At 67.5% G+C, this 11,705-nt stretch carries 11 protein-coding genes; 1 reads left to right on the plus strand and 10 read right to left on the minus strand.

Annotated features, from left to right (window positions below; all coding sequences use genetic code 11):
* Positions 1-13: 13 nt before the first annotated feature.
* The gene (gene ilvD, locus ACRY_RS07680) at positions 14-1,867 is read left to right on the plus strand and encodes a dihydroxy-acid dehydratase (RefSeq protein ID WP_007422795.1); all 1,854 of its coding nucleotides are present in this window, start codon (positions 14-16) and stop codon (positions 1,865-1,867) included.
* 234 nt (positions 1,868-2,101) lie between these two features.
* Here ilvD and ACRY_RS07685 read toward each other — a convergent pair whose 3' ends face one another.
* From ACRY_RS07685 to ACRY_RS07730, 10 genes are all read right to left on the minus strand, one after another.
* A complete protein-coding gene (locus ACRY_RS07685) occupies positions 2,102-3,319 on the minus strand; it encodes a YbfB/YjiJ family MFS transporter (RefSeq protein ID WP_011941951.1) in 1,218 nt (405 codons plus the stop codon).
* Between the two features lie 201 nt (positions 3,320-3,520).
* Complete coding sequence (locus ACRY_RS07690; protein ID WP_007422797.1) at positions 3,521-4,231, minus strand: ABC transporter ATP-binding protein; 711 nt, start codon at positions 4,229-4,231, stop codon at positions 3,521-3,523.
* Positions 4,228-4,992, minus strand: a complete 765-nt coding sequence (locus ACRY_RS07695) for an ABC transporter ATP-binding protein (RefSeq protein ID WP_011941952.1) — start codon at positions 4,990-4,992, stop codon at positions 4,228-4,230. Before ACRY_RS07695 ends, ACRY_RS07690 begins: the two co-directional genes overlap by 4 nt.
* Positions 4,989-5,975, minus strand: a complete 987-nt coding sequence (locus ACRY_RS07700) for a branched-chain amino acid ABC transporter permease (protein ID WP_011941953.1) — start codon at positions 5,973-5,975, stop codon at positions 4,989-4,991. Before ACRY_RS07700 ends, ACRY_RS07695 begins: the two co-directional genes overlap by 4 nt.
* Positions 5,972-6,841, minus strand: coding sequence for a branched-chain amino acid ABC transporter permease (locus ACRY_RS07705; protein ID WP_007422800.1), 870 nt, complete (start codon positions 6,839-6,841; stop codon positions 5,972-5,974). The genes ACRY_RS07700 and ACRY_RS07705 overlap by 4 nt, the downstream gene beginning before the upstream one ends.
* A 121-nt stretch (positions 6,842-6,962) precedes the next feature.
* A complete protein-coding gene (locus ACRY_RS07710; RefSeq protein WP_011941954.1) occupies positions 6,963-8,216 on the minus strand; it encodes an ABC transporter substrate-binding protein in 1,254 nt (417 codons plus the stop codon).
* 207 nt (positions 8,217-8,423) lie between these two features.
* Complete coding sequence (trmB, locus tag ACRY_RS07715) at positions 8,424-9,128, minus strand: tRNA (guanine(46)-N(7))-methyltransferase TrmB (protein WP_011941955.1); 705 nt, start codon at positions 9,126-9,128, stop codon at positions 8,424-8,426.
* On the minus strand, positions 9,118-10,305 hold the full coding sequence (metK, locus tag ACRY_RS07720) for a methionine adenosyltransferase (RefSeq protein WP_011941956.1): 1,188 nt from the start codon (positions 10,303-10,305) through the stop codon (positions 9,118-9,120). The genes trmB and metK overlap by 11 nt, the downstream gene beginning before the upstream one ends.
* A gap of 121 nt (positions 10,306-10,426) precedes the next feature.
* A complete protein-coding gene (gene dapB, locus ACRY_RS07725) occupies positions 10,427-11,170 on the minus strand; it encodes a 4-hydroxy-tetrahydrodipicolinate reductase (protein ID WP_011941957.1) in 744 nt (247 codons plus the stop codon).
* Positions 11,171-11,230: 60 nt separating this feature from the next.
* Positions 11,231-11,704: a GNAT family N-acetyltransferase gene (locus tag ACRY_RS07730; RefSeq protein WP_007422806.1), complete on the minus strand. Its 474-nt coding sequence runs from the start codon at positions 11,702-11,704 to the stop codon at positions 11,231-11,233.
* Between the last annotated feature and the right edge of the window lies 1 nt (position 11,705).

The raw sequence follows: 11,705 nt of genomic DNA on the forward strand, positions 1-11,705 counted from the left end.
GAAACGAGACACCATGCCCCAATACCGTTCCCGCACCTCCACCCACGGCCGCAACATGGCGGGCGCCCGCGCGCTGTGGCGCGCGACCGGCATGGGCGATGCGGATTTCGGCAAGCCGATCATCGCCATCGCCAATTCCTTCACCCAGTTCGTGCCGGGCCATGTGCACCTGAAGGATCTCGGCCAGCTCGTCGCCCGCGAGATCGAGGCGGCCGGCGGGGTGGCGAAGGAATTCAACACCATCGCCGTCGATGACGGCATCGCCATGGGTCATGGCGGCATGCTGTATTCGCTGCCCTCGCGCGAGCTGATCGCCGATGCGGTGGAATACATGGTCAACGCCCATTGCGCCGACGCGCTGGTCTGCATTTCCAACTGCGACAAGATCACGCCGGGCATGCTGATGGCGGCGATGCGGCTGAACATCCCGACCATCTTCGTCTCGGGCGGGCCGATGGAGGCGGGCAAATACATCGCCGATGGCGAGACCAGGGCCGCCGACCTGATCACCGCCATGGTCGTCGCCGCCGACCCGACCAAGACCGACGAGCAGGCCGCGGTGATGGAACGCTCCGCCTGCCCCACCTGCGGCTCGTGCTCGGGCATGTTCACCGCCAATTCGATGAACTGCCTGACCGAGGCGCTCGGCCTCGCCCTGCCGGGCAACGGCTCGCTGCTCGCCACCCATGCCGACCGCAAGCGGCTGTTCGTCGAGGCGGGGTGGCAGATCGTCGATCTCGCCCGGCGCTATTACGAGCAGGACGACGAGGGCGTGCTGCCGCGCCGGATCGGCGGGTTCAAGGCGTTCGAGAACGCGATGTCGCTCGATATCGCGATGGGCGGGTCGACCAACACGGTGCTGCACCTGCTGGCCGCGGCACGCGAGGCGGAACTCGACTTCACCATGGCGGACATCGACCGGCTGTCGCGCCGGGTGCCCAATCTCTGCAAGGTCTCGCCCTCGGTCAGCAATGTCCACATGGAGGACGTGCACCGCGCCGGCGGCATCATGGGCATTCTCGGCGCGCTCGACCGCGCCGGGCTGATCCATCGCGACTGCGCCACGGTGCACGAGAAGACGATCGGCGAGGCGATCGACCGCTGGGACGTGATGCGCGGCGGCGAGACGGCGAAGACGCTCTACAGCGCCGCCCCCGGCGGGGTGCGGACGACGGAGGCGTTCAGCCAGAGCCGGCGCTACGAAAGCCTCGATCTCGACCGCGAGAAGGGCGTCATCCGCGACGCCGAGCACGCGTTCAGCAAGGATGGCGGGCTCGCGGTGCTGTATGGCAACATCGCGCTCGACGGCGCGATCGTGAAAACGGCCGGCGTCGATGCGTCGATCCTCGTCTTCGAGGGGCCGGCGCGGATCTTCGAGAGCCAGGAGGACGCGGTCGCCGGCATTCTCGGCGACAGGGTGAAGGCGGGCGACGTGGTGCTGATCCGCTACGAGGGGCCGAAAGGCGGGCCGGGGATGCAGGAGATGCTGTATCCGACCTCGTACCTGAAATCGAAGGGCCTCGGCAAATCCTGCGCGCTGATCACCGACGGGCGGTTCTCCGGCGGCACGGCGGGGCTGTCGATCGGGCATATCTCGCCGGAAGCGGCGCAGGGCGGGGCGATCGGGCTGGTCGAGGAGGGCGACATCATCGCCATCGACATCCCGAACCGCAAGCTCGACGTGAAGCTCGACGAGGCGACGCTGGAAGCGCGGCGCGCGGCGATGGAGGCGAAGGGCAAGGCGGCGTGGAAACCGGCCGCGCGCGAGCGCGTGGTCTCCGCCGCGCTGCAGGCCTATGCGGCGCTGACCACGAGTGCGGCCAACGGCGCGGTGCGCGACGTGACGCAGGTGCAGCGCGGGCGCTAGTGTCCCGAATCTGAAATCCATCGGATTTCAGATTCAAAGTGGACACTGGAAAAAACAATAGTTTAGTGGCCTGCTTGTCCCTGAAATTCACCCACGAATTTCAGGGGCAGGACACTAGAGCATCATCCGATCAGATGGAATCATCTGATCGGATAAAGATGCTCTGTTTATCAATGTGGTAGAGCACTACATCCGATCCGAAAGGATCGGAAAGTGCTCTAAGGATCGTATGGATCAGGCGGCGGCTTCGGCTGCCGCCTGGGTGCGCCGGCGCGGGAGCAGCAGCAGGCAGGCCATGCCGGTGACCATCACCGCGGCGGCCATCCACAGCGCGCCGTCGTAGCTGCCGGTGAGCGCGGCGATATAGCCCGAGACGGCGGGCGCGATGATCTGCGCGGCGCCGAAGCTGATCGTCATCCGCGCCATCGCCTTCGAGGGGTTGCGCGGGTAGAGCCGGCCGATGATCGTCAGCGTCATGCTGGTGATGCCGTTGAACGAACATCCGTAGAGGGCGGCACCGACCAGCGAGAGGGCGACGCCGCGCGTGGTCGCGCCGATTGCGATGCTGAGCGTGAGCAGGGCGAAGGCGGCGAGCAGCGCCCTGATGTCGCCGGTGCGGCGGGCGACGCGGTCCCAGAGCGGAGCGGTCGGGATCGCGCCGAGGCCGACCACGACCCAGACCAGGTTCCCCATGCCGCGCAGCGCCGGCAGATGCGCCACCAGGGCGACGATGAAGGTGGCGCTGACGACATAGCCGACGCCGGCGCAGAAATAGGCGGCGACGAACAGCGCCATCCAGCGGGCGACCGGCGGCGTGTCCGCCAGGGCGGCGGGGCCGGCGGCGTCGGCTTGCGGGGGCATCGGCATCCAGATCCAGGCGGGGATCAGGAAGACGATGCCGAACAGGCCGGAGGCGATCCACTCGCCGGACCAGTCGAGCCGGAAGGCCATCGCCATCGGCAGCAGGCCGGAGACGACGATGCCGAGGCCGAGGCCGCCGAAGGGCACGCCGAGTTCGAGCCGCCTGCCGTGATGGCGCAGCCAGGCGAGCATCAGCCCGGTGCCGAGCAGCAGCGCGCCCACCGCCGTCATTCCGGCGAAGAAGCGCAGCACCGCCCAGGCGACGAGGCTGGTGGTCAGGCCCATCGCCGCCGTGGTGATGACGGCGATGACCAGCAGGGCGCGGTAGAACAGGAAACGGGTGCGCAAGTCGCCGATCGCGGCGATCAGCAGCGTGCCCGTCATGTAGCCGGCGTAGTTGATGGTGGCGAGCCAGCCGCCGCCGGTGACGGAGAGATGCGCCTGCTCCTGCATCACCGGCAGCAGCGGCGTGTAGAGGAAGCGGGCGAGGCCGACGGTGAGGACCATGCTGGCGATGCCCGCCGCCATGACCTTCGCGGCCTCGCGGTCGGTCGCGGTCGTGGCGGTGGGAGGGGCGGCGATCGATGACATGGCAGGCCTCATGACTGACCTGCCATGCTTAGATGAACGGCGCGCAGCCGCCAATCGCCACAGCGTCAGCCCGTGTGGCTGACGCCAATCGACACAATGTCAGCCCGTGTGGCTGACGCCAATCGACACAATGTCAGCCCGTGTGGCTGACGCTAATCGACACAACGTCAGCCCGTGTGGCTGACGCCAATCGCCACAACGTCAGCCGGCGTGGCTGACGCCGGCGAGGTGTTCCATCCGTTCCGTATCCGCACCGAGTTCGGCGGCGGAGCCGTCATAGACGACCTCGCCGTCGGAGAGCACATAGGCGCGGTCGGCGAGTTGCAGGGCCAGATGCGCGTTCTGCTCGACCAGCAGGATCGACATCCCCTCCCCCTTCATCCGCCCGATCGTGCGCATGACTTCCTGCACGATGACCGGCGCGAGCCCCTGCGAGGGTTCGTCGAGGATGAGGAATTTCGGGTTGAGCAGCAGCGCGCGGGCGATGGCCAGCATTTCCTGCTCGCCGCCGGAGAGCCGGCCGCCCTTGCTCGTCTTGCGTTCCTCAAGGCGCGGGAAGAGCTTGTAGATCGTCTCGATCGTCCACGGCCCCTTGGTCTCGGGGGGAACGAGCAGGTTCTCGTGCACCGTCATGTGCCCGAAGATCTTGCGGCCCTCGGGAACATAGCCGACGCCGGCATTGGCGATGCGATGGGAAGCCGCCCTGGTCACATCCTTGCCAAAGAGCTTGATGTTGCCATCGCGGGGCGGGGTGAGGCCCATGACGCTGCGCATGGTGGTGGTCTTGCCGGCGCCGTTGCGGCCGAGCAGGGCGATCAGCTCGCCCTGGTTCACCTTCAGCGAGACGCCGTGCAGGATATGGCTCTTGCCGTAATAGGTCTGCAGGCCCTCGGCTTCGAGAACGGCACTCATGCTGCGGTCTCCTCGATGGCGGTTCCGAGATAGGCGCTCTGGACGCGCGGGTTGGCGGAGATTTCCGCCGCGGTGCCCTCGGCGAGGAAGGTGCCGTTGTCGAGCACGGTGATGCGGTCGGCGATGCCGAACACGATCGCCATGTCGTGCTCGACGAACAGCATGGTGATGCCCTGGTCCTTGTTGAGCCGGCGGATCAGGTCGGTCATGTGGTGGGTTTCCTCATCCCCCATGCCGGCGGTCGGCTCGTCGAGCAGGAGCAGGCGCGGATGGCGCGACAGGGCGATGCCGATTTCCACCACGCGCTGGTCGCCATGCGACATCTCGCCGACGATGCGGTCCGCCTTGTCGGCGATGCGGGTGACCTGGAGCAGTTCGTCCACCTTTTCATCGACCTTCGCGCGCGTCGCCCGCGAGATCCAGGGGCGGAGCTGCAGGCCCATCGCCGTTTCCACCGCGACGCGGACATTCTCGTAGACCGAGAGCGAGAGGAAGACCTGGGTGATCTGGAAGGTGCGGATGATGCCGCGGCGGACCAGCTCGTTCGGGCTGACCGCGGTGATCGGCTGGCCGTCGAAGATGATCTGCCCCTCGGTGGGCGGGAAGAAGCCGCTGATCAGGTTGAACAGCGTGGTCTTGCCCGCGCCGTTCGGGCCGATGACGGCGCGCAGCTCGCCCGGCTCGACCGCGAGCGAGATGTCCTTCAGCGCCTGCAGCGCGCCGAAGCGGCGGCCGACATGTTCGAGTTTCAGAAGGCTCACGACCGCGCCCTCCCCTTGATGAAGCCGAGCAGGCCCTGCGGGAAGAACAGCACCGACAGGACGAAGATCAGGCCGATATAGGTCATCCAGTTCTGGGTCACGCTGGAGAGGTAGTCCTGCGCGACGATGTAGATCACGGCGCCGAGGAACGGTCCCCAGAAGCTGCGCATCCCGCCGAGCACGCAGATGACGACGAAGGAGCCGGAGAGCTGCCATTGCAGGTCGTCCGGCGAGGCGAAGGCGGTCAGCATCGCGTTCAGGCTGCCGGCGAGTGCGGTGATGAAGGCCGAGATGGCGAAGGCGACCCAGACCTGCTTGTCCACCGCGACGCCGAGGAAGCGCAGGCGGGTGGTGTTCTCGCGGGTGGCGACGAAGGCATGGCCCATCGGCGAGCGGAGGATCTGCCAGACGACGAGCATGACCACCGCGAAAAGCGCCAGCACGACATAATAGAAGCGCGCCGGGCCGAGATTGATGGTTTCGCCGCCGAGATGCAGCGGCACGCGGGAGAAGCCGGTCAGCCCGTCCTCGCCGCCGGTGACGGTGTTCCAGCGCACCGCGAGGAAGTAGAACATCTGGCCGAAGGCGATGGTGATCATCGAGAAGTAGATGCCCTTGCGCTTCATCACCATCGGGCCGACCAGGATGCCGCCGATGCCGCCGAGCAGCGTGCCGGCGATGAGGGCGAGCGGCATCGAGGGAATGACATGGATGATGAACAGGCCGGTGCCGTAGGCGCCGAGGCCGAAATAGGCCGCATGGCCGAAGGACAGGCCGCCGGTGTAGCCGAGCAGCAGGTTCAGCCCGGTCGCGGCCATCGCGTAGACCAGCACGCGCGAGGCGAGATCGGTGAAGCCGCCGACGGCCGGCAGCCAGATCGGCACGAACAGCAGGGCGAGCCAGATGATCGCCGCGGAGATCTCGCGTCCGCCGATCGAGGGCGCGGGCCGCGTGGCCGGCTTGGTGTCGAGTGCAGTGCTCATTCGAACAGACCTTCCTGGCCGAGCAGGCCGCGGGGGCGGATGACCAGGACCACCGCCATGATGACGTAGATGACGACTTCCTGCGCGACCGGATAGAAGGCCGCGGTGAGGCCGGAGGCCATGCCGATGATGAGCCCGCCGAGCACGCTGCCCATCAGGCTGCCGACGCCACCGACGATGATGGCGACGAAGGCGGGCATGATCAGCGAATCACCGATCGTCGGCGACAGGCCGAGCTGGCCGGCGGCGAGGATGCCGGCCACGCCGGCAAGGAAGATGCCGATGCCGAAATTCGCCGCGCGCAGGAAGAAGATGTTCACCCCGAGAGAGGAGATGGTTTCGAGATCGGCATTGCCGGCGCGGATGCGGATGCCGATGCGGCTGAACCGCAGCACCGCGAACAGCGCGCCGGTGACCAGCACGGTGATCAGGATGACCACGATGCGGAAGCCGGTGAGAAAGAACATCGAGGAGCTGAGCGGCGAGTTGAGGTAGTTCGGCAGGGCAAAGGGCTGCCCGATCGAGCCCCAGATGGTGCGGATCATGTCCTGCATGATCATCGCGAGGCCGAAGGTCAGCAGCAGCGAGAACAGCGGATCGCGCCCGTAGAGCGGGCGGATCAGCACCCGTTCGGTCACGACGCCGACCACCACCGCCAGCAGCGGAGCAACGATCAGCCCGCCCCAGAAGCCGATATAGGGTTCGAGGGTGAAGGCGAGATAGCCGCCGAGCGCCATGAAGGTGCCATGGGCGAAATTGATGACGCCGTTCAGGCCGAGGATCAGCGACAGTCCCAGCGCCATGAGCGCATAGAAGATGCCGACCACCAACCCGTTGAAGGCGCTGTAGACAAGCAGAGTTTCCACGGATCTTACTTCATATCTGGCGCCCGCGGGCGCGGCTGGAGACGAGGTCGCGCGGCGGATGCGGCGAACGGGCCCACGGCTTTCGCCGTGGACCGGTCCAGTCCGCCACGCGGGCGGGGCTTCAGCTCGGGTACGTCATCTTGCAGCCAGCGGCCTCCGGCGACAGGGCGATCTTCTCGCTCGGCACCACTTCGGCCACCTTGAACAGGTTCGGGTAGCTCGCGTCCTTGGGGACGTAGCCGGGGAACATGTTCGCCATCATCTGATGGTCCCCGGCGCGGTAGTAAACCTTGCCCGGCTGCAGTGCCACATCCGGCGGCAGTTCCATGCCCTCGAGGGCCTTAACCACCTTCAGCGAGTCGAGCGACTTGGCATTGTTCGCGGCCATCGCGATGGCGTGGGCGGTGGCATAGCCGAACCAGGTTCGCGCCGTCGGCACCTTGCCGCCGGTGCGCTTCTTCACCGCCGTCACGAAATCGGCGACATGCGGAACGCCGGGCTGGTTCCAGTACCACTCGAAGGTCCACCAGCCGAGGAGAGCGGCCTTCGGCAGCGCCTGGAGCACTTCCATTTCCTGCAGCGCGCCGGCGATCGCCATCTGCTTGTCGAGGCCGAACTGCACGGCCTGCTTCAGCAGGTTCACGAGGTCGTCGCCCGCCTGCAGGCAGATCAGCACGTCCGGCTTCGCGGCGCGGGCGCGGATCAGGTAGGAGGAGAAGTCGGTGGTGCCCAGCGGCGCGAGCGCGTGGCCCGCGGCCTGGCCGCCCGCCTTCTTCAGCTGGATCATGTAGTCCTTGTAGAGGGCGTGACCGAAGGCATAGTCGGGCACGATGAAGAACCACTTCTTGCCGAACTTCTTGAAGAGCGTCTCGAAGTCGCCGGCGGTGAGCATCCAGGTGGTCGAGCAGGTGCGGAACGTGGTCCAGTGGCACTTGCTGCCGGTCACGTCATCCGCGTGGCCGCCGGTGTCGACGAACAGCATCTCGTGCTGAAGGGCGAACTGGCTGAGCGATTCGGACGCGGCCGAATTCACCGTGCCCATCAGGAAGTTCACCTTGTCCTCGGCGACGAGCTTCTGCGCCTTGCTGACGGCAGGCCCGGGCAGGCTGTTGTCGTCCTCGACGAGAAGCTGGACGGGCCGGCCGAGAATGCCGCCCTTCTTGTTGATCTCGTCGACCGCCATGGTGGCGCCGATGATCTCGTTGTGACCCGCAGGCGCGTAGACGCCGGTGCGCGGGTCGATCATGCCGATCTTGACCGGCGTTTCGCTGGCGCCCCAGCTGACTTGCGGGAGGACAAGGCTGGACACGCCGGCGGCGGCGCCAGCCTTCAGCAGCCCGCGACGCTTGAACGATGCAGAGTTCTCGAAATCCATTTGGATCATTTCCCCTTCCGTACTTGTGGCCGCTTCACACGACGCATTCGGCCCAGCGATCAGGCGCGGTCCGCATTCTACTAACACGAGGATCTTACGGTGTGCTGACCCCGGTTATATCGTGGCAACCGCACGTCACATTCCGGTTTTATCCTGCATACCTGATCTGTCAACAGCCCGGAGGTCGTAAAACGTCGAATTGACAGGCTATTTTACAACAAATGTCCAGTAGTGCGGCTGGCGCCCTGCCTTGATGGCCTTGGCTTCATATCGGGTCGGCGGCCAGTCCGGGGGGCGAATTCCGGATTTACTTAACAAAGAAAATGCCTCTGCGTTAGAAAATACTTCCTCAACCCATTGTTGATAGGTCGGGTCGTCGCTGGCGATCCGCCACAGCCCGCCCGGCCGGAGCACGCGGGCGACCTCGGCGAGGATCGCCGGATGGACGAACCGCCGCTTCGCGTGGCGCGCCTTCGGCCAGGGATCGGGGAACATCAGGAACAGGCGCGAGACCGATCCCGCCGGCAGGGTGCGCAGCAGGGCGCGGGCGTCGTCGTCGTGCACGCGCAGGTTGGGCGGGATTGTCGGCTCGACACCCTCGGGGGCGAGGCGCGAGAGCAGCGAGGCGATGCAGTTGACGAACACCTCGCAGGCGACAAGGCCGATTTCGGGATTGGCCGCGGCGATCGCCTCGGCATGCTCAAACCCGCCGGCGCCGACCTCGAGCCAGAGTTCCTTCGGCGCGATGGCGAAGTTCCGCTCCGGCCAGCGCAGGCGCGGCAGCAACGTCTCGATCAGCTCCTCCTGGCGCGCCCGCAGCGCGTGGCCGCGGGCGCGGCCATAGAGCCGGTCGGGCGGCGGCTTCAGCGCCTTGCCGCCCGCCGTCTCCTCAACCGTCTCCTCAGCGGCCAAACGCGGCCTTCAGCGCCGGCGCGAGGTCGGTCTTCTCCCAGGTGAAGGTGCCCAGCCGGTCGTCCGGCTCGCGGCCGAAATGGCCGTAGGCGGAGGTCGGCACGTAGATCGGCCGGTTGAGGTGCAGATGCTCGCGGATGCCGCGCGGGGTGAGGTTCACCAGTTCGCGCAGCACGGTTTCGAGCCTGGCGTGATCGACGTCCCGCTCGGTGCCGTGCATGTCGACATAGACCGAAAGCGGGTGCGACACGCCGATCGCGTAGCTGACCTGGATGGTGCAGCGGGTGGCGAGGCCGGCGGCGACCACGTTCTTCGCGAGGTAGCGGCACATGTAGGCGGCGGAACGGTCGACCTTGGTCGGGTCCTTGCCGGAGAAGGCGCCGCCGCCATGCGGGGCCGCGCCGCCATAGGTGTCGACGATGATCTTGCGCCCGGTCAGGCCGCAATCGCCGTCCGGCCCGCCGATGACGAACTTGCCCGTCGGGTTCACGTAAAACTGATCGTCCGGGCACATCCAGCCATCGGGCAGCAGCTCGGTGACGAGCGGGCGGAGCATCGCCTTGATCTCGTCCTGGCTCATCCCGTCCTCGTGCTGGGTCGAGACCACGATCGAGGTGGTGCCGACCGGCTTGCCATCGGCATAGCGCAGGGTGACCTGGCTCTTGGCGTCCGGCAGCAGGCCGGCGGCGCGGGCATCGCCGATCTTGCGCAGCTCGGTCATGCGGCGGAGGATCAGGTGGGCGTAATAGATCGGCGCCGGCATCAGCGCGTCGGTCTCGGAGCAGGCATAGCCGAACATGATGCCCTGGTCGCCCGCGCCCTCGTCCTTGTTGCCGGCGGCGTCGACGCCGACGGCGATATCGACCGACTGCTCGTGCAGCAGCACGTCGATCTTCGCGTCGCGCCAGGAGAAGCCTTCCTGCTCGTAGCCGATGTCATGCACGGCGAGGCGGGCGAGATGGGCGAGATATTCGCGGGTGATGGTCGAGGGGCCGCGGGTTTCGCCGGCGAGCACGATGCGGTTGGTCGTCACCAGCGTTTCGCAGGCGACGCGCGCATAGGGATCCGCCGCCAGGAAGGCGTCGAGCACCGTGTCCGAAATCCGGTCGGCAACCTTGTCGGGGTGGCCCTCGGAGACCGATTCCGAGGTGAACAGGTAGTCACCTTTGTCGCGCATGGATTTCTCCTCTTGTCGCGAAGACGTCGTGCCCGGGCCGGGCGGCGGCGCCGGCCGAATGCCGGAGCGTGCCGGGGCATGGCGCAATCGCGCCCGGGGGTCAAGACAAGGGGCGGCGCGGCTACAGGCCGAGCAGGTCGCGCATGCCGTAGCGCCCGGGCGCGCGGCCGGCCAGCCACAGCGCGGCGCGGACCGCCCCTTCGGCGAAAATCCGCCGGTCGAGCGCGTGGTGGGTGAGCGTGATCTGCTCGACGGCGCTGGTGAAGATCGCGCTGTGGCTGCCGACGATCTGCCCGCCGCGCAGGGCGGCAAAGCCGATGGCGCCGGTCTCGCGCTTGCCGGTATGGCCATCGCGCCCGGAGTCCTTCACCGCCGCAAGGTCGACGCCCCTGCCCCGCGCCACCGCAGCACCGATCGCCAGCGCGGTGCCGGAGGGCGCGTCGATCTTCTGGCGGTGGTGCATCTCGAGGATTTCGGCGTCGTGGGTCTCGGCGGCGAGCGTGGCGCCGAGGCGCTCGGCCAGCGCGATCACCAGGTTCACGCCCGGCGCGAAATTCGCCGCCTGAAAAACCGGAATCCGCGCGGCCGCATCGGCGATGTCGGCCTCGGCGGCCGGATCGAATCCGGTGGTGCCGAGCACCCAGGGCGTGCCGGCTGCGGCGAGGATGCCGGCATGGCGGCTGACCGTGGCGGCCACGGTGAAGTCGATCACCACATCGCTTTCGCGCGCGAGGGCGGCGAGGTCACCGTCGCGGCCGATGCCGCCGGCCAGCGTGGCGCCGGCCAGCGGCACGGCCTCGGCCAGCAGCTTGCCCATCCGGCCGGTGATGCCGGCAATGCCGATCCGCAGGTCTGCTCCGTTCATGGCGTCTGCCTATCGGGCCAATGGCGGGATTTTGCAAATCGGCGGCACGGGTCGGGCCGGTCAGGGACGATCGAGGGTCTTGGCCATGTCCACCAGCGTCCAGCCGGCGCGGTGCGGGTGCGGGCGGCGGCCGGTCTCGCGAAACCCGTGCGCCAGGTAGATGGCGATGTTCCGCGTCATGCGGGCGTTGGTATAGAGCCGGAGTTCGCGCCGCCCCGCGCCGCGCGCGCGGGTCTCGGCAAAGCGTAGCAGCGCGCCGGCAAGGCCCCTGCCCTGCGACGGCGGATCGACCGCGACGCTGAACACCAGCGCATGGTCATCGTGCAGTTCGAGGCTGACGAGGCCGACCGGATCATGCGCGATCTCGGCGAGGAAGGTTTCGCCGCGGGCGATCCTGGCGGCGTGATCGTCGGTCATCGGCACGGGCGGCGCGCCGAATTCGGCGACATACGGCCCGTAGGCCGCCGCGGTGATCCGCGCCACGGCGGCAAGGTCGGCCTCGCCGGCGGCGCGGATGGAGCACGCCGCCTCCATG

Source organism: Acidiphilium cryptum JF-5 (genome assembly GCF_000016725.1).
In the GTDB taxonomy this organism is placed as follows: Bacteria; Pseudomonadota; Alphaproteobacteria; order Acetobacterales; family Acetobacteraceae; genus Acidiphilium; species Acidiphilium multivorum.

Excerpts from the sequence above, each read along its gene's own strand:
- ACRY_RS07685 (WP_011941951.1), bottom strand. The coding sequence starts at position 3,319 with ATGTCATCGATCGCCGCCCCTCCCACCGCCACGACCGCGACCGACCGC.
- ACRY_RS07730 (WP_007422806.1), bottom strand. The coding sequence starts at position 11,704 with ATGGAGGCGGCGTGCTCCATCCGCGCCGCCGGCGAGGCCGACCTTGCC.
- metK (WP_011941956.1), bottom strand. The coding sequence starts at position 10,305 with ATGCGCGACAAAGGTGACTACCTGTTCACCTCGGAATCGGTCTCCGAG.
- ACRY_RS07690 (WP_007422797.1), bottom strand. The coding sequence starts at position 4,231 with ATGAGTGCCGTTCTCGAAGCCGAGGGCCTGCAGACCTATTACGGCAAG.
- ilvD (WP_007422795.1), top strand. The coding sequence starts at position 14 with ATGCCCCAATACCGTTCCCGCACCTCCACCCACGGCCGCAACATGGCG.
- ACRY_RS07710 (WP_011941954.1), bottom strand. The coding sequence starts at position 8,216 with ATGGATTTCGAGAACTCTGCATCGTTCAAGCGTCGCGGGCTGCTGAAG.
- dapB (WP_011941957.1), bottom strand. The coding sequence starts at position 11,170 with ATGAACGGAGCAGACCTGCGGATCGGCATTGCCGGCATCACCGGCCGG.
- ACRY_RS07700 (WP_011941953.1), bottom strand. The coding sequence starts at position 5,975 with ATGAGCACTGCACTCGACACCAAGCCGGCCACGCGGCCCGCGCCCTCG.